The sequence below is a fragment of the Staphylococcus sp. Mo2-1 genome, assembly GCF_046721385.1.
GTDB lineage: Bacteria > Bacillota > Bacilli > Staphylococcales > Staphylococcaceae > Staphylococcus > Staphylococcus equorum_A.
In genome coordinates, this window is the sequence record NZ_JBEUUK010000001.1 from 2,834,690 (window position 1) to 2,858,262 (window position 23,573).

The window sequence follows — 23,573 nt, forward strand, 5'->3', positions numbered from 1 at the left end:
GTTCAAACGTGTTAGAGATAACACACAAATTAGTATTTTATGAGCTAATCAAACATCATAATTCATTTATGGAGAGTTTGATCCTGGCTCAGGATGAACGCCGGCGGCGTGCCTAATACATGCAAGTCGAGCGAACGGATAAGGAGCTTGCTCCTTTGAAGTTAGCGGCGGACGGGTGAGTAACACGTGGGTAACCTACCTATAAGACTGGAATAACTTCGGGAAACCGGAGCTAATGCCGGATAACATTTGGAACCGCATGGTTCTAAAGTAAAAGATGGTTTTGCTATCACTTATAGATGGACCCGCGCCGTATTAGCTAGTTGGTAAGGTAACGGCTTACCAAGGCAACGATACGTAGCCGACCTGAGAGGGTGATCGGCCACACTGGAACTGAGACACGGTCCAGACTCCTACGGGAGGCAGCAGTAGGGAATCTTCCGCAATGGACGAAAGTCTGACGGAGCAACGCCGCGTGAGTGATGAAGGTTTTCGGATCGTAAAACTCTGTTATTAGGGAAGAACAAATGCGTAAGTAACTGTGCGCATCTTGACGGTACCTAATCAGAAAGCCACGGCTAACTACGTGCCAGCAGCCGCGGTAATACGTAGGTGGCAAGCGTTATCCGGAATTATTGGGCGTAAAGCGCGCGTAGGCGGTTTCTTAAGTCTGATGTGAAAGCCCACGGCTCAACCGTGGAGGGTCATTGGAAACTGGGAAACTTGAGTACAGAAGAGGAAAGTGGAATTCCATGTGTAGCGGTGAAATGCGCAGAGATATGGAGGAACACCAGTGGCGAAGGCGACTTTCTGGTCTGTAACTGACGCTGATGTGCGAAAGCGTGGGGATCAAACAGGATTAGATACCCTGGTAGTCCACGCCGTAAACGATGAGTGCTAAGTGTTAGGGGGTTTCCGCCCCTTAGTGCTGCGGCTAACGCATTAAGCACTCCGCCTGGGGAGTACGACCGCAAGGTTGAAACTCAAAGGAATTGACGGGGACCCGCACAAGCGGTGGAGCATGTGGTTTAATTCGAAGCAACGCGAAGAACCTTACCAAATCTTGACATCCTTTGAAAACTCTAGAGATAGAGCCTTCCCCTTCGGGGGACAAAGTGACAGGTGGTGCATGGTTGTCGTCAGCTCGTGTCGTGAGATGTTGGGTTAAGTCCCGCAACGAGCGCAACCCTTAAACTTAGTTGCCAGCATTTAGTTGGGCACTCTAGGTTGACTGCCGGTGACAAACCGGAGGAAGGTGGGGATGACGTCAAATCATCATGCCCCTTATGATTTGGGCTACACACGTGCTACAATGGACAATACAAAGGGCAGCTAAACCGCGAGGTCATGCAAATCCCATAAAGTTGTTCTCAGTTCGGATTGTAGTCTGCAACTCGACTACATGAAGCTGGAATCGCTAGTAATCGTAGATCAGCATGCTACGGTGAATACGTTCCCGGGTCTTGTACACACCGCCCGTCACACCACGAGAGTTTGTAACACCCGAAGCCGGTGGAGTAACCATTTATGGAGCTAGCCGTCGAAGGTGGGACAAATGATTGGGGTGAAGTCGTAACAAGGTAGCCGTATCGGAAGGTGCGGTCGGATCACCTCCTTTCTAAGGATATATTCGGAACATCTTCCTTGAGAAGATGAAGAGGAATGACATTGACATATTGCATTCAGTTTTGAATGCTCATTACGAGTATTCATTGCGTTATTTTGTACATTGAAAACTAGATATGTAAGTAAAATTTATGATTTTACCAAGCAAAACCGAGTGAATTAGAGTTTTAAAAAGCTTGAATTCAAAAAAATAGAAATAATCGCTAGTGTTCGAAAGAACACTCACAGATTAATAACATTTTAGGTTTTCAACCGATTTTTTTCGTGTTGAAAGTCGAAAAGATTAAGTTATTAAGGGCGCACGGTGGATGCCTTGGCACTAGAAGCCTACGAAGGACGTTACTAACGACGATATGCTTTGGGGAGCTGTAAGTAAGCTTTGATCCAGAGATTTCCGAATGGGGAAACCCAACACGAGTTATGTCGTGTTATCGATATGTGAATACATAGCATATCTGAAGGCAGACGCGGGGAACTGAAACATCTTAGTACCCGCAGGAAGAGAAAGAAAAATCGATTCCCTGAGTAGCGGCGAGCGAAACGGGAAGAGCCCAAACCAACGAGCTTGCTTGTTGGGGTTGTAGGACACTCTATACGGAGTTACAAAAGAACAAATTAGACGAATCATCTGGAAAGATGAATCAAAGAAGGTAATAATCCTGTAGTCGAAAGTTTGTTCACTCTTGAGTGGATCCTGAGTACGACGGAACACGAGAAATTCCGTCGGAATCCGGGAGGACCATCTCCCAAGGCTAAATACTCTCTAGTGACCGATAGTGAACCAGTACCGTGAGGGAAAGGTGAAAAGTACCCCGGAAGGGGAGTGAAATAGAACTTGAAACCGTGTGCTTACAAGTAGTCAGAGCCCGTTAATGGGTGATGGCGTGCCTTTTGTAGAATGAACCGGCGAGTTACGATTTGATGCAAGGTTAAGCAGTTAATGTGGAGCCGTAGCGAAAGCGAGTCTGAATAGGGCGTTGAGTATTTGGTCGTAGACCCGAAACCAGGTGATCTACCCATGACCAGGCTGAAGTTCAGGTAACACTGAATGGAGGGCCGAACCGACTTACGTTGAAAAGTGAGCGGATGAGTTGTGGGTAGCGGAGAAATTCCAATCGAACCTGGAGATAGCTGGTTCTCTCCGAAATAGCTTTAGGGCTAGCCTTAAGTAATGATTATTGGAGGTAGAGCACTGTTTGGACGAGGGGCCCTTATCGGGTTACCGAATTCAGACAAACTCCGAATGCCAATCAATTTTATCTTAGGAGTTAGAACGCGGGTGATAAGGTCCGTGTTCGAAAGGGAAACAGCCCAGACCACCAGCTAAGGTCCCAAAATATATGTTAAGTGGAAAAGGATGTGGCGTTGCCCAGACAACTAGTATGTTGGCTTAGAAGCAGCCATCATTTAAAGAGTGCGTAATAGCTCACTAGTCGAGTGACACTGCGCCGAAAATGTACCGGGGCTAAACATATTACCGAAGCTGTGGATTGTCCGTAAGGACAGTGGTAGGAGAGCGTTCTAAGGGCGTTGAAGCATGATCGCAAGGACATGTGGAGCGCTTAGAAGTGAGAATGCCGGTGTGAGTAGCGAAAGACGGGTGAGAATCCCGTCCACCGATTGACTAAGGTTTCCAGAGGAAGGCTCGTCCGCTCTGGGTTAGTCGGGTCCTAAGCTGAGGCCGATAGGCGTAGGCGATGGATAACAGGTTGATATTCCTGTACCACCAAATTTCGTTTTAAGCGATGGGGGGACGCAGTAGGATAGGCGAAGCGTACTATTGGATTGTACGTCCAAGCAATGAGACTGAGTGTTAGGCAAATCCGGCACTCTTAAGGTCAAGTTGTGATGGGGAGAGGAAATTGTTTCCTCGAGTCGTTGATTTCACACTGCCAAGAAAAGCCTCTAGCTAGAATTTTGGTGCCCGTACCGCAAACCGACACAGGTAGTCAAGATGAGAATTCTAAGGTGAGCGAGCGAACTCTCGTTAAGGAACTCGGCAAAATGACCCCGTAACTTCGGGAGAAGGGGTGCTCTTTAGGGTTAACGCCCAGGAGAGCCGCAGTGAATAGGCCCAAGCGACTGTTTATCAAAAACACAGGTCTCTGCTAAACCGTAAGGTGATGTATAGGGGCTGACGCCTGCCCGGTCGTCGGAAGGTTAAGAGGAGTGGTTAGCTTCGGCGAAGCTACGAATCGAAGCCCCAGTAAACGGCGGCCGTAACTATAACGGTCCTAAGGTAGCGAAATTCCTTGTCGGGTAAGTTCCGACCCGCACGAAAGGCGTAACGATTTGGGCACTGTCTCAACGAGAGACTCGGTGAAATCATAGTACCTGTGAAGATGCAGGTTACCCGCGACAGGACGGAAAGACCCCGTGGAGCTTTACTGTAGTCTGATATTGAAATTCGGTACAACTTGTACAGGATAGGTAGGAGCCTTTGAAACGTGAGCGCCAGCTTACGTCGAGGCGTTGGTGGGATACTACCCTTGCTGTGTTGGATTTCTAACCCGCACCATTTATCATGGTGGGAGACAGTGTCAGATGGACAGTTTGACTGGGGCGGTCGCCTCCTAAAGAGTAACGGAGGCGCTCAAAGGTTTCCTCAGAATGGTTGGAAATCATTCATAGAGTGTAAAGGCATAAGGAAGCTTGACTGCGAGACTTACAAGTCGAGCAGGGTCGAAAGACGGACTTAGTGATCCGGTGGTTCCGCATGGAAGGGCCATCGCTCAACGGATAAAAGCTACCCCGGGGATAACAGGCTTATCTCCCCCAAGAGTTCACATCGACGGGGAGGTTTGGCACCTCGATGTCGGCTCATCGCATCCTGGGGCTGTAGTCGGTCCCAAGGGTTGGGCTGTTCGCCCATTAAAGCGGTACGCGAGCTGGGTTCAGAACGTCGTGAGACAGTTCGGTCCCTATCCGTCGTGGGCGCAGGAAATTTGAGAGGAGCTGTCCTTAGTACGAGAGGACCGGGATGGACATACCTCTGGTGTACCAGTTGTCGTGCCAACGGCATCGCTGGGTAGCTATGTATGGACGGGATAAGTGCTGAAAGCATCTAAGCATGAAGCCCCCCTCAAGATGAGATTTCCCAACTTCGGTTATAAGATCCCTCAAAGATGATGAGGTTAATAGGTTCGAGGTGGAAGCATAGCGATATGTGGAGCTGACGAATACTAATCGATCGAAGACTTAATCAAATTTAAAAGTGTTTTGTTTGGCATTATCAAATTTTACTTACTATCTAGTTTTGAATGTATAATTTTTATACAGTTCATTGTCTGGTGACAATGGCAAGGAGGTCACACCTGTTCCCATGCCGAACACAGTAGTTAAGCTCCTTAGCGCCGATGGTAGTCGGACTTACGTTCCGCAAGAGTAGGACGTTGCCAGGCAATTAAGGACCCGAAAGGGTCTTTTTTTTATGGAGAAAAAGAGCTTAACTACCAAAAACAACTGGTTTAAAATATGAACACATAAGCTGAAGCTCATGTGTAAGAACTACTAATCCCAATGAGATTGGGAAGTAGTTCTTTAGAAGCTGACGAACTCAGCGAAAGACGCGACGAGCTTACAAGCGGTAAGTGAGTAAGTGTCTTTTTTTGAGTGAAAAATTAGTGAAGCTTGATTAAAGACAAAGTTTTTTATATGCAGTACATTTAGGATTAGAGGTAGGGACAAACACATATTCCACTCTCTATATGTTAAAATATAATGAACTATAGGAGTTGGAATTATTGTTTGAAAAGCGAGGATACATATGAAATTACCATTAACTAATAAACTTAATGATATATTAAATAGAAATCCGATTTCGATGCATGTACCTGGGCATAAAAATATGACAATCGGTTATTTAGAACAATTAAATTTTAAAATGGATATGACTGAGATTACAGAATTAGATGATTTACATCACCCTGATGAAGTGATAGCACAAAGTATGGAAGGTTTAGAGAAACATCCTGACTATGATGCATATTATTTAGTCAATGGGACTACGTCTGGGATTTTATCAGTAATCCAAGGATTTTCAGGACAAGAGGGGCATTATTCCATAGTTCGGAATGCACATAAATCTGTATTTCATGCTTTGGATTTAACATCAGAGCAGTGTCAATTATTGGAAATGAAAATGAGTGAAAAAACGAACCAATATTTAGGTCCGAATTTGGATGCATTTTTTTCTCAAATAGAACAAACTAAATTAGCAATTCTTACATATCCTAATTATTATGGTGAGTGTTTTGATGTATCTATTGCTATCAAAGGTCTAAAAGAGCACAATATACCTGTATTGATAGATGAAGCACATGGTGCTCATTTTGATTTAGAAGGCTTTCCCAATTCCACTTTAAATATGGGTGCGGATTACGTAGTGCAATCGTATCATAAATCATTACCAAGCACTAACAATGAGTTCTATTATATTTATTCATAAGAATGCACCGAGACGGGAAAAGGTTATTAAATATTTGTCCTATTTTCAATCTTCAAGCCCTTCCTATCTATTAATGACGAGTTTGGAATTAGCGCATCAGTTTTATAAAGATTATAACAGTCATCTCTTTTTTGAAAAAAGAGGTCAATTAATTCAAGAGTTAAAAGAAATTGGAGCTGAAATCGTTAAAGTTGAAGATCCACTGAAATTGAATATACGTTGTAATGGTTATACTGGTTTTGAATTACAAAAGCATTTTGAAACTAAAGATATTTACGTTGAACTTGCTGATGAACATCAGGTATTGTTCGTTTTGCCTTTATGGCATAAGGAAGATACATATCCATTTGATTTATTAATAGAAAGAATACGACAGATTGAGTTGGAAGAGAGAGACACACAATCACCTGCTCAGTCCGCGTTTAGAACTGAAGAAGGTACATACCAAGCGGGCGATATAGTTGATACAAAAAGTATCAATATTAGTCATGCTGAATCTAAAGTTTTAGCAACAAATATCGTTCCATATCCTCCTGGCATCCCTGTTATGTTTAAAGGAGAAAAAATTACAGAAAATATGATAAAATTAATGAATTATTGGTATGATAATAATATAAGAGTAGAAGGAATTAAAAATTATAAAATAGAAATTAAGGATGAATAAAATGTCAGCTTTTATAACTTTTGAGGGCCCAGAAGGTTCAGGTAAAACTACAGTCATTCAACAAGTGGCAGAACGGTTAGAAACAGAGTATGATGTTGTACTTACTAGAGAACCTGGTGGTGTTAAAACTGGAGAGCAAATACGTGAAGTATTACTTGAAGGTGACGATATGGATGAGCGCACTGAAGCCTTATTATTTGCGGCGTCAAGGCGAGAACATCTTGTTGGTAAAGTTATACCATCATTAGATGAGGGCAAGTTAGTATTATGTGATCGTTATATAGATAGTTCATTAGCTTATCAAGGTTATGCACGGGGTATAGGAATAGAAGAAGTGAAATCTATTAATGAATTTGCTATCAATGGTTTATATCCAGATAGAACCATTTACCTTGATGTGAGCGTGGAGGTAGGTCGTGACCGTATACAAAAAAATCAGCGAAATCAAAATCGCTTAGATCAAGAAGATGTAATATTTCACGAAAAAGTAGTTGAAGGTTATAGGAAAATTATTCATAATGAGTCTAAACGTTTTATTGTGATTGATGCAAATCGAAGTTTAGAAGAAGTAGTAAATGCGACGTATAAATCTATCAGCAAATACTTAGAAAAATTGTGATATAATATTTGGAAGAGGTGTTTAGTATGAAAATGATTATAGCAATTGTACAAGACCAGGATAGTCAGGAACTGTCGGATAAACTTGTTAAGCATAATTTTAGAGCAACAAAACTTGCAACCACTGGTGGATTTTTAAGAGCTGGTAATACTACGTTCTTATCTGGTGTTGAAGATGATCGCGTGGATGAGATGTTGAAAGTTATCAATGATACTTGTGGTAACAGAGAGCAACTTGTCTCACCTATTACACCGATGGGTGGTAGTGCAGATTCTTATATACCGTATCCGGTTGAAGTAGAAGTTGGAGGAGCAACGGTATTTGTAATGCCTGTTGAAACTTTCCATCAATTCTAAAATCATGGTTGCTTAATATAGTAGCCTCTCAAATTACATTTTAGCTAAAGAGATTTACCTATGGTGATCTTTAGAATGTTTTTTGTAGAGCAACTATATATAAGCAGCCTTTTTATATAAAGGAGTAACTTTATAATGGATGAACGAGAAAGACTGACGAAAGCCTATCAATCAAATAAATTGTCACATGCTTATTTATTTGAGGGTGATGATGGTCAGACAATGCAACAAGTCGCTATTGATTTTACGAAACTTATTTTATGTAATCAAGACAATCAATGTCAGTTAAAGGTAGAAACATTTAATCATCCTGATTTTATGTATATATCCTCTGAAGAGACTACAATAAAGAAAGATCAAATAGAACAGTTATTACATCATATGAATCAATTACCAATAGAAGGTGACTATAAAGTATATATTATTGAATCCTTTGAAAAGTTAACAATTCAAGGTGAAAATAGCATTTTGAAATTTTTAGAGGAACCTCCTGAAAATACCATCGCCATCTTATTAACTACGAAACCCGAGCAAATCTTAGACACAATACATTCGAGATGTCAGCATGTTTATTTTAAACCTATTAATAAAGCTAATTTTATAAATAGATTAGTAGAGCGTGATATTTCGCGTCCAGTAGCTGAATTACTAAGTACATATACTACGCAAATTGAAACGGCAGTTACGCTAAATGAAGAAGCAGATTTAATGGCGCTACGTAAAAGTATTATTAAATGGTGCCAATTACTTTTAACAAATCGACCTATGGCATTGATTGCTATTGTAGATTTATTGAAACAGGCTAAAAACAGAAGGTTACAAATGGTCACATTAGCTGCAGTTAATGGTTTCTTTCAAGATGTTATGCATGCTAAAGTAGGGATGACTGATGATATGATATATCAAGATTTACAAGTCGATGTACAAGAATATACGAAAAAACTAACATATAATCAAATTATTTTGATGTATGATCAAATAACAGAAGCACATAAAAAGTTGAATCAAAATGTGAATCCAACTTTAGTGTTTGAGCAAATCGTAATAAAAGGGGTGAATTAGTTATGCAAAATGTAGTAGGCATTGATTTTCAAAAGTCAGGAAAAATGGAGTATTATTCGCCTCAACACTTTAATTTAGCTGTAGGAGACTGGGTGGTAGTAGAGTCTAAAAGAGGCTTAGAGATGGGGCGTGTAAAATACGAACCATTAAATGTTGCGGATCAAGATGTAACGCTACCATTAAAAGAAATCGTACGTATTGCAACTGAAGAAGATTTAGTTAGATATGAACAAAATGAGCAAGCCGCAAAAGAAGCTTTGGAATTGTGTAAAGATACGATTCAACAACAACAATTAGAAATGCGTTTGGTTAACTGTGAATTCACATTAGATAAATCAAAAGTAATATTTAATTTTACTTCAGATGAACGTGTTGATTTTAGAAAACTCGTAAAAGTCTTGGCACAGAAGTTGAAAACACGTATTGAGTTAAGACAGATAGGTGTTAGAGACGAAGCAAAATTATTGGGTGGCATTGGACCATGTGGACGTTCTTTATGTTGTTCAACATTTTTAGGTGATTTTGAACCAGTATCTATAAAAATGGCTAAGGACCAAAACTTATCTTTAAATCCAACTAAAATTTCGGGAGCATGTGGACGTTTGATGTGTTGTCTCAAGTATGAAAATGATTATTATGAGGAAGCACGTGCACAATTACCTGATGTTGGTGATCCGATTGAAACACCAGAAGGTAACGGTAAAGTGATAGGGTTAAATATTTTAGACATTTCCATGCAAATTAAAGTGGAAGGCCTAGAGCAACCACTAGAATATAAAATGGAAGAATTAGAAACGTTTAATTAGGAGGCCGTTGCAACATTGAATCGAAGCGAGATATTTGAAAAGTTAGCACAATTAGAAGAAAATATTAATCAAATCAACGGTGATATGGTTAATTTGAAAAATCTTACTGTCGAACTCATAGAAGAAAATGTAGCCTTACAAATAGAGAATGAAAATCTAAAAACTTTAATAGATAAAGAAGAAAAACCTAAAAAAATAGAAAGTGGTCATAAAGCACAATATAAGCGACCACTTCGCAGTAAAGATAATTTAGCGATGCTTTATAAAGAGGGTTTTCATATTTGTAATGGTGAGTTATTCGGCAAACATAGAAAAGGTGACGACTGTTTATTTTGTTTGGAAGTGCTGAGTGAATAATTGAAAGAACAAAATTGCCTATAAAACAATATGGAGGAAATGTGATTGAGGATGAGATGTAGCGATAGGCTTGGTTATTAAGCATCGCAGTCTCGTCCTTTTTTTGGAGGATATAATGAATATGCATATGGAAAATGAAAGATTAGATTATTTAATTAAAGAAAAACTAGAAATTATTCAAAATGATGATGTGTTTTCTTTTTCAACAGATGCTTTACTACTTGCACATTTCACAAAATTAAAAAAACAGGATACAATCATGGATTTGTGTTCGGGTAATGGCGTGATACCTTTATTACTTTCTGATAAAGGACAGCAGGCTATAGATGGAATTGAAATACAACAACAACTCGTAGATATGGCACAACGCAGTATCGTACATAACCATCTAGAAAATAGAATTCAGATGCATCATATGGATTTGAAAGAGGCACACAAACAGTTTAATCCAGCGAAATATAGTCTTATTACTTGTAATCCACCGTACTTTAAAGAGAATCAAGCGTTCCAACATCAGAAAGAAGCACATAAGATCGCACGACATGAGATTATGTGTACATTAGAGGATTGTTGTTTTGCGACAAGACATTTACTGAAACAAGGTGGACGCTTTGTGATGGTACATCGAGCAGAACGTCTTATGGATGTCTTAAGCTATATGAGAGCATACCAGATTGAACCTAAGAAACTTTATTTCATCTATAGTAAGCAAGGCAAAGTTGCGCAAACAATTGTTGTTGAAGGTAGAAAAGGTGGTAATCAAGGGCTAGACATCCAAACGCCATTTTACATATACAATAATGATGGAACGTATACTAAAGAAATGAGAGAAATATATTATGGATAAACATTATATATATATTGTTAAGTGTAAAGATGGAAGTTTATATACTGGTTATGCAAAAGATATAGAAAAAAGGGTAGAAAAGCATAATAAGGGACAAGGCGCCAAATATACTAAAATAAGACGTCCAGTAGAGTTAGTTTATCAAGAAATGTTTGATACGAAATCAGAAGCTTTAAAACGAGAATATGAAATAAAAACGTATTCTAGGCAACAAAAATTAGTATTAATAAGTGAGGGATAACTAATGGCGACACTATATTTAGTAGGAACACCCATAGGGAATTTAGCAGATATTACATATAGAGCTGTAGATATTTTAAGGTCGGTGGATTTGATTGCTTGTGAAGATACAAGAGTGACTAAAAAGTTATGTGCACATTATGATGTTCAAGCACCCCTGAAATCCTATCATGACCACAATAAGGAACAACAAACGGATTACCTAATAGAACAACTGCGGCAGGATGTTAGCATAGCGCTTGTATCAGATGCGGGCTTACCATTGATTAGTGATCCGGGTTACGAACTTGTTGTTGCGGCGAGAGCAAATGAAATTAGAGTGGAAACAGTGCCAGGTCCTAATGCTGGATTGACGGCACTGATGGCGAGTGGCTTACCCTCATTTACTTATACGTTTTTAGGGTTTTTACCACGAAAAGAAAAGCAGAAATTAGATATTTTAGAGCAGCGGATGTTTGAAGATAGTACGCTAATTATTTATGAATCGCCACATCGTGTGAAAGAGACGTTGAAAACAATTCAAAAAGTAGATGAAACTAGAAAAGTTTCACTAGGTAGAGAATTAACTAAAAAGTTTGAGCAAATTGTCACAGGAGAAGTTGGAGAATTACTAAACCAGACTTAATGAAAATCGAATTCCAACTAAAGGTGAATTTGTTGTAGTCATTGAAGGTGCGATAGCTGAAGAAGATACGTCATGGTTTGAAGATATGTCGATACAAGCACATGTGGATTACTATATAAATGAAAATATGAAACCTAAATCTGCAATTAAACAAGTTGCTGAAATGCGTCATATGAAGACTGGCGAAGTTTATGATATTTATCATGAGGTTTCCAATAATTAATCTAAGTCAGATGGATTATTCTTAGGATAAAGTTTCTAAGATAAAACGAAGAACTTTTACAGGATAAAATCACGTTTAATCAAGAGAAATGAGTTGAAAAACTCCCATAACACGCGTGATTTATGGTAATGTAGACAAGATAGAGATTATTAATCATATTAAAATTTTAGCAAAATTAAGTCATGAAAAGTCCGATGTGAATAGTAATCTATCCATATCATTTTAAAAGTGGCTAAATTAGAAAACGAAATAAAAAACATACATCTGTTTCATTGAGGGAAAAATGAATTTAGATATATTTAAAGCGTAGGAAACGAGGAGGAACATTGATGGCGAAAGAAACATTTTATATCACTACACCAATATATTATCCAAGTGGGAATTTACATATCGGTCATGCATATACAACAACAGCTGGTGATGTAATCGCACGTTATAAAAGAATGCAAGGCTATGATGTTCGTTATTTAACAGGTACGGATGAACATGGTCAAAAAATACAGGAAAAAGCACAAAAAGCTGGAAAATCTGAATTAGAATATTTGGATGAAATGATAGCGGGCATTAAAGATTTATGGAATAAATTAGAAATCTCAAATGATGATTTTATTCGTACAACAGAAGCACGACATAAAGAAGTGGTACAACAAATTTTTGAACGTTTATTAAAGCAAGAAGATATTTATCTTGGTGAATATGAAGGTTGGTATTCTGTACCAGATGAAACTTATTATACGGAGACGCAATTAGTGGATCCGATATTTGAAAATGGTGAAATCGTTGGCGGTAAAAGTCCAGACTCAGGTCACGAAGTAGAATTAGTTAAAGAGGAAAGTTATTTCTTCAATTTATCTAAATATACAGATCGTTTATTAGAATTTTACGATGAAAATCCTGATTTTATTCAACCACCTTCACGTAAAAATGAAATGATTAATAATTTCATCAAACCAGGGTTGGAAGATTTAGCAGTTTCACGTACATCATTCGATTGGGGCATCCATGTGAAATCAAATCCTAAACACGTTGTTTACGTGTGGATTGATGCGCTTGTGAACTACATTTCTTCATTAGGTTATTTATCAGATGATGATAGCTTATTCAAAAAATATTGGCCGGCAGATATTCATATCATGGCGAAGGAAATTGTGCGTTTCCATTCAATTATCTGGCCAATCTTGTTGATGGCATTAGATGTTCCACTACCTAAGAAAGTCTTTGCTCATGGTCGGATTCTTATGAAAGATGGCAAAATGAGTAAATCTAAAGGTAATGTGGTCGATCCTAATGTACTTATAGATCGTTATGGACTAGATGCTACGCGTTATTATTTAATGCGTGAATTACCATTTGGTTCAGATGGTGTCTTTACGCCTGAAGGTTTCGTTGAACGTACAAATTATGATTTAGCGAATGACTTAGGTAATTTAGTTAATCGTACGATTTCTATGGTTAATAAGTATTTCGATGGCGAATTACCAACATATCAAGGTCCAAAACATGAGTTGGATGAAGATATGGAGCAAATGGCGATAGACACAGTGAAGACGTTCCATGAGAATATGGACGATTTACAATTCTCAGTAGCACTTTCAACGGTTTGGAAGTTAATCAGCCGTACTAATAAATATATTGACGAAACATCGCCGTGGGTATTAGCAAAAGATGAGAGTCAAAAAGACATGCTAAGTAATGTTATGGCGCATTTAGTAGAAAACATTCGTATTATAGCAGTGTTATTAAGACCATTCCTTACGCATGCACCAAAACAAATTTTTGAACAGTTGAATATTAATTCACCTGAATTATATGAATTTGATAGCGTGAAACAATATGGTGTTTTAACTGCACCAATTGTTGTTATTGATAAACCACAACCTATCTTCCCACGCTTAGATAGTGATGCAGAAATTGATTATATTAAACAATCTATGCAGCCAGAAAAAGCGGCAGAAGTTTCAGAAGAAACTGAAGAAGTACCTAGTAAGCCACAAATTGATATCAAAGACTTTGATAAGGTAGAAATTAAAGCCGCTACGATTACGGATGCTTGAACAAGTTAAAAAATCTGATAAATTATTGAAAATCCAAGTCGATTTAGATAGCGAACAACGTCAAATCGTCTCAGGCATTGCAAAATACTATCAACCAGAAGATATTATAGGTAAAAAAGTTGCAGTTGTAACAAATTTAAAACCTGCTAAATTGATGGGTAGAAAATCAGAAGGTATGATTTTATCTGCTGAAAAAGACGGCGTACTGACACTTGTAAGTTTACCAAACGCAATTCCAAATGGTGCAATAATTAAGTAATCACAAATTAAGGGAGCGATATAATATGCTTATCGATACACATGTTCATTTAAATGCAGAACAATATGATGAAGATTTAGAAGCGGTCATTGAACGTGCAAGAGACAATGGTGTAGATCGCATGTTTGTTGTTGGGTTTGATACACCAACAGTCGAGCGTACGATGGAACTCATTGACCAATACGAATTTATCTATGGCATTATTGGATGGCACCCTGTAGATGCGGTTGATTGTACAGAAGAACGATTAGAATGGATAGAAAAGCTTGCAAGCACACCCTAAAGTGATTGGTATAGGTGAAACGGGATTAGATTATCATTGGGACAAGTCGCCTAAAGATGTGCAACAAACATTATTTAGAAAACAAATCGCATTGGCTAAACGCGTCAATTTACCAATTATTATTCACAATAGGGAAGCAACGCAAGATTGTATAGATATTCTTAAAGAGGAGCATGCTGAAGAAATTGGTGGTATCATGCACAGCTTCAGCGCTTCTCCTGAAATTGCAGATGATGTAATTAATAAATTGAATTTCTATGTATCTTTAGGTGGTCCAGTCACTTTTAAAAATGCGAAACAACCTAAAGAAGTAGCGAAACATGTTCCATTTGATCGATTATTAGTTGAGACAGATGCACCATTCTTATCACCACATCCATATAGAGGCAAAAGAAATGAACCTGTCCGTGTGACATTGGTTGCAGAACAAATTGCTGAATTACGCGGTGTTAGCTATGAGGAAGTTTGCAAACAAACAACTGAAAATGCAGAACGTTTATTTAAATTAGAAGGATAGACACATTACAAAAAAGGTATCGGTCTGAAATAGGGCTTAGTTCATAGAGTAAATGCTAAGTAGTAACCATTATTTGCGACGATACCTTTTTTATTTTTATCTAAAATCGAATTAAAGTGATGAAAGGTGTAACAATAAATGAAGATTAACGAATTTATTGTAGTAGAAGGTAGAGACGATACGGAACGTGTTAAAAGAGCGGTAGAATGTGATACGATTGAAACAAATGGGAGTGCGATTAACGAGCAAACTTTAACTGTTATAGCACAGGCATTTGAAACAAGAGGTGTAATTGTATTAACAGATCCTGATTTCCCGGGTGATAAAATACGTAATACTATTCAAAAACATATACCAGGCGTAAAACACGCATATATCGACAGAGAAAAAGCCAAAAGTAAACGAGGCAAGATTGGTGTAGAACATGCACAACTTGCAGATATTAAAGATGCCTTAATGAATGTAAGTACACCATTTGAAGAAGGACACGAAACAATCAGTAAATCAGTGTTAATTGATTTAGGATTAATAATTGGCAAAGATGCACGCAGAAAAAGAGAAATACTTGGGCGTAAGCTACATATAGGACATTCTAATGGCAAACAATTAATAAATAAGCTCAATGCGTTTGGCTATACTGAAGCAGATGTTAGAAATGCATTAAGTGATAACGAAGGAAGTGAATGATAAGTGGATATTAAAGATGTTGCTACACCATCGCGTACGAAAGCATTGCTCAATCAGTATGGTTTTAATTTCAAAAAAAGTTTAGGACAAAACTTCTTGATTGACGTTAACATTATACAAAAAATTATCGATGCGAGTGATATAGGTGAAAATACAGGTATTATAGAAATAGGACCTGGTATGGGTTCACTTACAGAGCAATTAGCTAAAAAGGCAAAGAAAGTTGTGGCGTTTGAAATTGATCAACGTTTGATACCGGTATTGAAAGATACAATGGGACCTTATGAAAACGTGGAAATTATAAACGAAGATATATTAAAAGCTGATATTGCACATTATGTCACGGAGCATTTAGCAGATTGTGACAATATCATGGTGGTCGCTAACTTGCCATATTATATTACAACACCGATATTATTGAATCTAATGCAACAAACTTTACCTATCGATGGGTACGTAGTTATGATGCAAAAAGAAGTCGGTGAAAGATTGAATGCCCAAGTTGGAACAAAAGCTTATGGATCACTATCAATTGTTACCCAATATTATACTGAAACAAGTAAAGTGTTAACAGTGCCGAAGACAGTCTTCTTACCACCGCCAAATGTAGATTCAATTGTTGTGAAATTGATGAAGCGTCAGACGCCGGAGGTAGATATAGATGACGAGGATAGATTTTTCAAAATGACAAAAGCTGCATTTAGCCAAAGACGAAAAACAATCAACAATAACTATCAAAGTTTGTTTGTAGATGGTAAAGCGAACAAAGAAATTATTAAAAAATGGTTGGAAACTAGCGATATAGATCCAAGAAGACGTGGAGAAACGCTTTCAATAAAAGAATTTGCAAAATTATACAATGAATTGAAAAATTTCACAGAATTAGCATTTTAAATTATTGACAAGCTTGAGTTACATTGCTAAAATTGATGTTTTGTTTGACAAAAGCTCGCGATTTGTGTTATTATACAACTTGTAGCGAGGTGGAGCAATATGCCAAAATCTATTGGAGACATCAAAAATTCACTTGATTGTCAATTAGGAAACCGAATCGTACTTAAAGCGAATGGTGGTCGTAAGAAAACAATTGAGCGTAGTGGTGTGTTAAAAGAAACGTACCCTTCTGTTTTCATTGTCGAGCTAGATCAAGAAATTTACAACTTTGAGCGTGTATCTTATACATACGCTGACGTTTTAACTGAAAACGTACAAGTTTCTTTTGAAGATGATAATCAGCAAGAAGCAATTGCACACTAAATAAAAGTGATTTAAATAAAGTTCGTCTCTTAGGAGTCATACTTTTTAATTTAAACTTTAATATTAAGATCATTAAATGAAAAGGTATGTTGGTGTAACTTCGCCAACATACCTTTTTCTGTGCCACAATTTATGGTGTAGGAAATGGATATAATTTTAATAGAAGCGTACTATATTGTAGAATAGTAAATTAAGAAATGATTTATTGTCCAATATAGTTAAATGTATATTTATAAAAATATTTATCAAAATATCGAAAATAAGTTTTAAAAAACAGACAATGCAACTATAACAATATGTTAAAATCATTTTATTACCATATCGAATTGGAAGAGGGTGGGAATATGATTTATGAAACAGCTCCGGCAAAGATTAATTTAACGCCGGATACACTCTTTAAACGAGATGATGGTTTTCATGAAGTTGAAATGATTATGACGACGATTGATTTAAATGATCGCTTGTCATTTGAACTACGCAACGACAAAAAAATAGTTGTTGATGTAGAGCAAACTTACGTTCCCTCCGATAATAAAAATTTGGCGTATAAAGCTGCAGAATTAATGAAAAGAAATTATAATTTAAAGCAAGGTGTCACAATCACTATAGATAAGAACATACCTGTGTCAGCAGGGCTTGCAGGAGGCTCTACTGACGCTGCAGCTACAATGAGAGGGATGAATCGCCTGTATGAGCTAAATAGACCGTTAAATGAGTTGTGTGAGCTCGGTATTAAGATAGGCACAGATATCCCTTTTTGTATTTTTGGTAAAACAGCATTATGTAGAGGTAAAGGTGAACGTATTACGTTTCTGAATAAACCTCCATCAGCATGGGTTGTTGTAGCAAAACCAAATTTAGGTATATCTTCTCCGAGTATTTTCAAAAAATTAGACTTAAATAAGCCGCATCATGTGGATACGACAACTTGTAAATCAGCTTTAATTTCAGGAGATTATGAATTACTTTGCAAAAGTCTTTCAAACCGATTGGAACCTGTCTCGGGTAAGATGCATACTGAGATTTTAAAAATAAAAGAAAATATGTTAGAAAATGGTGCGGATGGTGCTGTTATGAGCGGAAGTGGCCCATCTGTTTATGGACTAACACAAAAAGAACGCCAGGCAAGACATGTTTACAATGCAGTCAATGGCTGTTGTAATGAAGTGTATATAGTAAGATTATTAGGCTAGTGAGAAGGGATGAGTTAAATGCGCTATAAAAGAAGCGAACGAATTGTTTATATGACACAATACTTGATGAATAACCCTAATAAATTGATACCATTAACTTATTTCGTACAAAAATTTAAACAAGCGAAATCATCTATAAGTGAAGATGTTCAAATTATTAAAACCACATTCCAAAAAGAAAAATTAGGGACAGTGATTACCACAGCTGGGGCTAGTGGCGGTGTGACGTATAAACCTGAAATGAGTAAAGAAGAAGCGAGTGAAGTCATTGATGACGTTATCGCACAACTCCAAGAGAAGAATCGTTTGCTACCAGGTGGGTATTTATTCTTGTCTGATTTAATGGGAGACCCGACGTTACTTAACCGTGTCGGAAAACTGATCGCTACACTTTATATGGATGAAGAATTAGATGCAATCGTTACGATTGCTACGAAAGGTATTTCTCTTGCCAACTCAGTAGCTAACGTATTGAATTTACCAGTAGTTGTCATTCGAAAAGATAACAAAGTGACTGAAGGTTCTACGGTATCAATTAATTATGTGTCTGGATCTTCTCGAAAAATTGAAACTATGGTGTTATCCAAGAGAACATTACCAGAAAATTCTAATGTCCTTGTAGTAGATGATTTTATGCGCGCAGGTGGATCCATCAATGGTGTGATGAATTTAATGAACGAGTTTAAAGCACATGTGAAAGGGGTATCGGTACTAGTAGAATCAAAAGAAGTTAAACAAAGATTAATTGAAGATTATACTTCCTTAGTTAGATTATCTGATGTAGATGAATACAATCAGGAATTTAAAGTGGAGAAAGGCAACAGTTTAACTAAATTTTCTTAAAGGAGCGATTACGGCATCATGAAAACGATTAATACAACCAAAGCACCGGAAGCGTTAGGGCCATACTCACATGCAACAGAAGTAAATGGTCTAGTATTCACATCTGGACAAATCCCATTAAATTTAAATGGAGAGATTGTTAGCGATGATGTAAAAGAACAGACGACACAAGTCTTAGAAAATTTAAAAGTTGTACTAGACCAAGCTGGATCAGATATAGATTCGGTTATAAAAGCTACTATTTTTATTGCTGATATGAATGAATTTCAAAATATAAATGAAGTTTATGGCAAATATTTTGAGCATCATCAACCTGCGAGAAGTTGCGTTGAGGTAGCGAGACTACCTAAAGATGTTAAAGTAGAAATAGAAGTAATTGCACAAGTGAAGTAAGGATTTATAATTTTTAATAAAATTGTTAAGCTTCTAACAAAGAGATACTATGGGGGGCTCACTACATGAAAGTGACAGATGTAAGACTTAGAAAAATACAAACAGACGGAAGAATGAAAGCGCTTGTTTCAATCACTTTAGATGAATCATTTGTGGTACATGATTTACGCGTTATTGAAGGCAACACAGGTCTATTCGTCGCAATGCCAAGTAAACGTACACCAGATGGTGAATTCCGAGATATCGCACATCCAATCAATTCAGAAATGAGACAAGAAATACAGGATGCTGTGATGAAAGTATATGAAGAAACTGATGAGGTCATCCCTGATAAAAATGCTCAATCATCAGAAGATACTAATGAGGAAGCTTAATTTAATTATTTGAGATTATAGTGAATTTAATATCGTTTTAAAGAAGATTGAATTTCTAAAACTGGGAAATTCAATCTTCTTTATTTATGTAAGCGTGACTAAAACATAAAATATTAAAATTATTTACAAAATGTAAAGGTGACAAAAATTATAATTTTGAAATTTATAATAAATAACCAAAACTTACATGTTTTTACTTAACTATATTATTATGAATGAAACAAATGTCTAAAGAAGTGACACCGTATGTTTCATTCATAATAATATGTTAGAAATTATCGATAATAAGAAAAGTTACTGTAGAAAATGAAGCGGCTTTCAAAACCTAAATAGATGACAAATACTATGCACTTTATTTATAACAATTGTAATAAAAAACGCGTTAATAAAAAACATTGGCACTTTGAGCCTTGAAAGTGTGACTAGCGTTAAATTATAATAATAAAGAAGTGTATATTTTAATGGAGGGTTAACATACATGCAAAGACATGCAATAGTACTCGCAGCTGGTAAGGGTACACGTATGAAATCAAAGAAATACAAAGTACTACATGATGTCGCCGGCAAATCAATGATTGAACATGTCGTGGATAACGTTAAACAATCTGGCGTAGAACAGCTAGTAACAATCGTAGGTCATGGCGCAGAAAGCGTGAAAGAAACATTAGGCGATGCATCGCTTTATAGTTTTCAAGAAGAACAATTAGGTACTGCTCATGCCGTTAAAACGGCTAGTGAACATTTAAATGATAAACAGGGCACAACGTTAGTAGTTTGTGGAGATACACCATTAATTACGACAGAAACACTTAAATCTTTAATTGAACATCACGAAAATAACCAAGCACAAGCTACTGTATTAACAGCTACAGCGGCAAACCCATATGGTTATGGCCGAATTATACGTGATGCAGACAATCAATTAGTTAAAATAGTCGAACAAAAAGATGCAACAGATACAGAACAACAAATTAATGAAATTAGTTCAGGTATTTTCGCATTTGACAATCAAATGCTATTTGAAAAGTTAGAGTTAGTGAATAACAATAATGTACAAGGCGAATACTACTTGCCTGATGTACTTTCATTAATTTTAGAAGATAAAGGCACAGTAGGTATTTACCATACAAATGATTTTGAAGAAATTATGGGTGTAAATGACCGAGTGATGTTGAGTGAAGCGGAAAAAGCATTTAGAAAACGCATCAACGAATTTCATATGAGAAATGGTGTAACAATCGTGGATCCATCAAATACTTATATCGGTGCAGATGTAACTATTGGAGAAGACACAATTATAGAACCTGGAGTTAAACTTGCAGGACATAGTGAAATTGGAGAAGAGACAGTTGTAGGACAATATACGGAAATCACGAATAGTAAAATAGGTGATAATGTTACAATTAAACATTCAGTGATCAATGAAGCAATGGTTGATGATTATGCGATAATTGGACCGTTTGCACAACTTCGTCCAGGTACAGACTTAGGCAAAAAAGTGAAAGTCGGCAACTTTGTTGAAGTTAAAAAATCAGTCGTAAAAGCGGGAGCTAAATTACCTCACTTGAGTTATATTGGTGATGCAGAAATAGGAGAACGTGTGAATCTTGGCTGTGGTTCAATCACAGTAAACTATGATGGTATTAACAAATTCAAGACGGTTATTGGTAATGATTCGTTTATAGGGTGCAATACGAATCTGGTAGCACCTATTACGTTAGGCGAACGTTCTTTAATTGCTCGCTGGCTCTACGATTACTGATAGTGTACCAGAAGACAGTTTAGCATTAGCGAGAGCTAGACAAACAACCAAAGAAGGTTATTTGAAAAAATAAAAGGTGTATGTTTAGACATGCATGCTTGAACTGTTAAACTTAATGTAATTGAGTAACTTGTTAACCACAAAATGCTTTATATTGAAAAACAATGTAAGTTTGCGCTTGTATTTAAATGAAAACTAATTGAATGAATTAATTGGAGGACTATAAATGTTAAACAATGAGTATAAGAATTCTGCTTTGAAAATATTTTCTTTAAAAGGTAATGAACCTTTAGCCCAAGAAGTAGCAGATCATGTTGGAATCGAACTAGGAAAATGTTCAGTAAAACGTTTCAGCGATGGAGAAATTCAAATCAACATAGAGGAAAGTATTCGTGGTTGTGACGTATTTATTATTCAACCTACATCGAATCCTGTAAATTTACACTTAATGGAATTATTAATTATGGTTGATGCTTGTAGACGTGCATCAGCAGCTAACATTAATATAGTTGTCCCGTATTATGGTTATGCGCGCCAAGACAGAAAAGCACGTAGTCGTGAACCAATTACAGCTAAACTTGTAGCAAACTTAATCGAAACTGCAGGCGCAGATCGTATGATAGCGTTAGATTTACATGCACCTCAAATCCAAGGTTTCTTCGATATGCCAATTGACCACTTGATGGGCGTGCCAATCTTAGCAGAATACTTCAAGAATGAGTCAGGTATTGATCTTGAAGAGTGTGTTGTAGTCTCTCCAGACCACGGTGGCGTAACAAGAGCACGTAAACTTGCAGATATACTTAAATCACCGATTGCTATTATTGATAAACGTCGTCCAAAACCAAATGTTGCAGAAGTGATGAACATTGTTGGTGAAATAGAAGGACGTACGGCTATTATTATTGATGATATCATTGATACAGCAGGGACAATCACATTGGCAGCTCAAGCATTAAAAGATAAAGGTGCTAAAGATGTATATGCTTGTTGTACACACCCTGTATTATCAGGTCCAGCTAAAGAACGTATTGAAAATTCAGCAATCAAAGAACTAATCGTAACAAATTCAATTCAATTAGATGAAACACGTAAACCAAGCAATACGAAAGAGTTATCTGTAGCTGGTTTATTAGCACAAGCAATTATCCGTGTTTACGAACGCGAATCTGTTAGTGTGCTATTTGACTAATATATTATATGAATGTATAATGGTTTCGTTCGTGAATTCACGAGCAAAATAAACGCTTGCAAGCAACATTATGTTGATGGGCAAGTGAGGGGCTCATATTTGAGCAAAACGAAAGGTGGAAAATGAATATGACTGCATTAAAGTCAATTATTCGTCAAGGTAAACAAACACGTTCAGACCTTAAAACACTAAGAAATACTGGTAAAGTACCTGCAATCGTTTACGGTTATGGTACAAAAAATACTTCTGTTAAAGTAGACGAAGTAGCATTTATTAAAGTTATCCGTGAAGTTGGACGTAACGGTGTTATCGAATTAGGCGTAGGTTCTAAAACAATTAAAGTAATGGTTTCAGACTACCAATTCGACCCACTTAAAAACCAAATCACTCACATTGATTTCTTAGCAATCAATATGACTGAAGAACGTACTGTTGAAGTACCTGTTCATTTAATTGGTGAAGCGGCAGGTGCTAAAGAAGGTGGCGTGGTTGAACAACCATTATTCAACCTTGAAGTTACAGCTACTCCAGACAATATTCCTGAAGCAATCGAAGTTGAAATCAGCGAATTAGAAATCAATGACAGCATTTCAGTTGAAGATATTAAAGTATCAGGCGATTTTACTATCGAAAACGAAGCTACTGATTCAGTAGTTACAGTAGTAGCTCCAACTGAAGAGCCAACTGAAGAAGAAATCGAAGCAATGGAAGGCGAAGCACAAACGCAAGAACCAGAAGTTGTAGGCGAATCTAAAGAAGACGAAGAAAAATAATATACTTCATGCTTCATTGTCAACATAAGTTGATGATACCAACATTGTAATATCTTATAAAAAGCACCGTGCTTAATACGTTAAGCAGGTGCTTTTTTATGTTATTATAGTCAA

16 protein-coding genes, 3 rRNA genes and 5 pseudogenes are annotated in these 23,573 nt (G+C 37.1%); all 24 read left to right on the forward strand.

Features of this window, described 5'->3' with window-relative positions; all coding sequences use genetic code 11:
* The first annotated feature begins 65 nt into the window (after window positions 1-65).
* The 24 genes and pseudogenes from ABLV95_RS14390 (at window position 66) to ABLV95_RS14505 (ending at window position 23,459) form a co-directional block, all read left to right on the forward strand.
* Window positions 66-1,618 (forward strand): 16S ribosomal RNA (locus ABLV95_RS14390).
* A gap of 289 nt (window positions 1,619-1,907) precedes the next feature.
* Window positions 1,908-4,832: ribosomal RNA gene (locus tag ABLV95_RS14395) — 23S ribosomal RNA — on the forward strand.
* 80 nt (window positions 4,833-4,912) lie between these two features.
* Window positions 4,913-5,027: ribosomal RNA gene (gene rrf, locus ABLV95_RS14400) — 5S ribosomal RNA — on the forward strand.
* The 16S, 23S and 5S rRNA genes sit together here, the layout of an rRNA operon.
* Before the next feature lie 365 nt (window positions 5,028-5,392).
* Window positions 5,393-6,737 (forward strand): annotated as a pseudogene (locus ABLV95_RS14405) (lysine decarboxylase).
* A 1-nt stretch (window position 6,738) separates the two neighbouring features.
* Window positions 6,739-7,356: a dTMP kinase gene (tmk, locus tag ABLV95_RS14410; RefSeq protein ID WP_069818270.1), complete on the forward strand. Its 618-nt coding sequence runs from the start codon at window positions 6,739-6,741 to the stop codon at window positions 7,354-7,356.
* A gap of 26 nt (window positions 7,357-7,382) precedes the next feature.
* Window positions 7,383-7,712, forward strand: coding sequence for a cyclic-di-AMP receptor (locus tag ABLV95_RS14415; protein WP_002508726.1), 330 nt, complete (start codon window positions 7,383-7,385; stop codon window positions 7,710-7,712).
* A 135-nt stretch (window positions 7,713-7,847) separates the two neighbouring features.
* Window positions 7,848-8,774, forward strand: a complete 927-nt coding sequence (locus tag ABLV95_RS14420) for a DNA polymerase III subunit delta' C-terminal domain-containing protein (protein ID WP_069818269.1) — start codon at window positions 7,848-7,850, stop codon at window positions 8,772-8,774.
* Between the two features lie 2 nt (window positions 8,775-8,776).
* A complete protein-coding gene (locus ABLV95_RS14425) occupies window positions 8,777-9,580 on the forward strand; it encodes a PSP1 domain-containing protein (protein WP_069818268.1) in 804 nt (267 codons plus the stop codon).
* A gap of 15 nt (window positions 9,581-9,595) precedes the next feature.
* The gene (yabA, locus tag ABLV95_RS14430) at window positions 9,596-9,937 is read left to right on the forward strand and encodes a DNA replication initiation control protein YabA (RefSeq protein ID WP_427705504.1); all 342 of its coding nucleotides are present in this window, start codon (window positions 9,596-9,598) and stop codon (window positions 9,935-9,937) included.
* A gap of 121 nt (window positions 9,938-10,058) precedes the next feature.
* Window positions 10,059-10,784, forward strand: a complete 726-nt coding sequence (locus ABLV95_RS14435) for a tRNA1(Val) (adenine(37)-N6)-methyltransferase (RefSeq protein WP_460876762.1) — start codon at window positions 10,059-10,061, stop codon at window positions 10,782-10,784.
* Window positions 10,777-11,025 (forward strand): GIY-YIG nuclease family protein, encoded by a 249-nt coding sequence (locus tag ABLV95_RS14440; RefSeq protein WP_002508731.1) that lies wholly within the window; start codon window positions 10,777-10,779, stop codon window positions 11,023-11,025. Before ABLV95_RS14435 ends, ABLV95_RS14440 begins: the two co-directional genes overlap by 8 nt.
* A gap of 3 nt (window positions 11,026-11,028) precedes the next feature.
* Window positions 11,029-11,872: pseudogene (rsmI, locus tag ABLV95_RS14445) on the forward strand (16S rRNA (cytidine(1402)-2'-O)-methyltransferase).
* Window positions 11,873-12,201: 329 nt separating this feature from the next.
* Window positions 12,202-14,185: pseudogene (gene metG, locus ABLV95_RS14450) on the forward strand (methionine--tRNA ligase).
* Window positions 14,186-14,210: 25 nt separating this feature from the next.
* Window positions 14,211-14,985: pseudogene (locus ABLV95_RS14455) on the forward strand (TatD family hydrolase).
* 138 nt (window positions 14,986-15,123) lie between these two features.
* Window positions 15,124-15,672 carry a ribonuclease M5 gene (gene rnmV / locus ABLV95_RS14460; RefSeq protein WP_069818264.1) on the forward strand — a complete coding sequence of 183 codons (549 nt, stop codon included), beginning with the start codon at window positions 15,124-15,126 and terminating at the stop codon, window positions 15,670-15,672.
* 3 nt (window positions 15,673-15,675) lie between these two features.
* Window positions 15,676-16,566, forward strand: coding sequence for a 16S rRNA (adenine(1518)-N(6)/adenine(1519)-N(6))-dimethyltransferase RsmA (gene rsmA, locus ABLV95_RS14465; protein ID WP_069833241.1), 891 nt, complete (start codon window positions 15,676-15,678; stop codon window positions 16,564-16,566).
* Window positions 16,567-16,665: 99 nt separating this feature from the next.
* Complete coding sequence (gene veg, locus ABLV95_RS14470) at window positions 16,666-16,929, forward strand: biofilm formation stimulator Veg (protein WP_002508737.1); 264 nt, start codon at window positions 16,666-16,668, stop codon at window positions 16,927-16,929.
* Between the two features lie 344 nt (window positions 16,930-17,273).
* Window positions 17,274-18,122 carry a 4-(cytidine 5'-diphospho)-2-C-methyl-D-erythritol kinase gene (gene ispE, locus ABLV95_RS14475; RefSeq protein WP_460872311.1) on the forward strand — a complete coding sequence of 283 codons (849 nt, stop codon included), beginning with the start codon at window positions 17,274-17,276 and terminating at the stop codon, window positions 18,120-18,122.
* 18 nt (window positions 18,123-18,140) lie between these two features.
* Complete coding sequence (gene purR, locus ABLV95_RS14480) at window positions 18,141-18,965, forward strand: pur operon repressor (protein ID WP_002508739.1); 825 nt, start codon at window positions 18,141-18,143, stop codon at window positions 18,963-18,965.
* 18 nt (window positions 18,966-18,983) lie between these two features.
* A complete protein-coding gene (locus ABLV95_RS14485) occupies window positions 18,984-19,358 on the forward strand; it encodes a RidA family protein (RefSeq protein ID WP_069818261.1) in 375 nt (124 codons plus the stop codon).
* Between the two features lie 65 nt (window positions 19,359-19,423).
* Window positions 19,424-19,732 carry a septation regulator SpoVG gene (gene spoVG, locus ABLV95_RS14490; RefSeq protein WP_002508741.1) on the forward strand — a complete coding sequence of 103 codons (309 nt, stop codon included), beginning with the start codon at window positions 19,424-19,426 and terminating at the stop codon, window positions 19,730-19,732.
* Between the two features lie 478 nt (window positions 19,733-20,210).
* A pseudogene (gene glmU / locus ABLV95_RS14495) lies at window positions 20,211-21,567 on the forward strand (bifunctional UDP-N-acetylglucosamine diphosphorylase/glucosamine-1-phosphate N-acetyltransferase GlmU).
* Between the two features lie 153 nt (window positions 21,568-21,720).
* Window positions 21,721-22,686, forward strand: coding sequence for a ribose-phosphate diphosphokinase (locus tag ABLV95_RS14500; RefSeq protein ID WP_002508743.1), 966 nt, complete (start codon window positions 21,721-21,723; stop codon window positions 22,684-22,686).
* A gap of 128 nt (window positions 22,687-22,814) precedes the next feature.
* Complete coding sequence (locus ABLV95_RS14505; RefSeq protein WP_069818259.1) at window positions 22,815-23,459, forward strand: 50S ribosomal protein L25/general stress protein Ctc; 645 nt, start codon at window positions 22,815-22,817, stop codon at window positions 23,457-23,459.
* Window positions 23,460-23,573 lie beyond the last annotated feature (114 nt).

Coding starts and splice junctions, on each gene's coding strand:
- tmk (WP_069818270.1), top strand. CDS start 6,739: ATGTCAGCTTTTATAACTTTTGAGGGCCCAGAAGGTTCAGGTAAAACT.
- ABLV95_RS14415 (WP_002508726.1), top strand. CDS start 7,383: ATGAAAATGATTATAGCAATTGTACAAGACCAGGATAGTCAGGAACTG.
- ABLV95_RS14420 (WP_069818269.1), top strand. CDS start 7,848: ATGGATGAACGAGAAAGACTGACGAAAGCCTATCAATCAAATAAATTG.
- ABLV95_RS14425 (WP_069818268.1), top strand. CDS start 8,777: ATGCAAAATGTAGTAGGCATTGATTTTCAAAAGTCAGGAAAAATGGAG.
- ABLV95_RS14435 (WP_460876762.1), top strand. CDS start 10,059: ATGCATATGGAAAATGAAAGATTAGATTATTTAATTAAAGAAAAACTA.
- ABLV95_RS14440 (WP_002508731.1), top strand. CDS start 10,777: ATGGATAAACATTATATATATATTGTTAAGTGTAAAGATGGAAGTTTA.
- rnmV (WP_069818264.1), top strand. CDS start 15,124: ATGAAGATTAACGAATTTATTGTAGTAGAAGGTAGAGACGATACGGAA.
- veg (WP_002508737.1), top strand. CDS start 16,666: ATGCCAAAATCTATTGGAGACATCAAAAATTCACTTGATTGTCAATTA.
- ispE (WP_460872311.1), top strand. CDS start 17,274: ATGATTTATGAAACAGCTCCGGCAAAGATTAATTTAACGCCGGATACA.
- purR (WP_002508739.1), top strand. CDS start 18,141: ATGCGCTATAAAAGAAGCGAACGAATTGTTTATATGACACAATACTTG.
- ABLV95_RS14485 (WP_069818261.1), top strand. CDS start 18,984: ATGAAAACGATTAATACAACCAAAGCACCGGAAGCGTTAGGGCCATAC.
- spoVG (WP_002508741.1), top strand. CDS start 19,424: ATGAAAGTGACAGATGTAAGACTTAGAAAAATACAAACAGACGGAAGA.
- ABLV95_RS14500 (WP_002508743.1), top strand. CDS start 21,721: ATGTTAAACAATGAGTATAAGAATTCTGCTTTGAAAATATTTTCTTTA.
- ABLV95_RS14505 (WP_069818259.1), top strand. CDS start 22,815: ATGACTGCATTAAAGTCAATTATTCGTCAAGGTAAACAAACACGTTCA.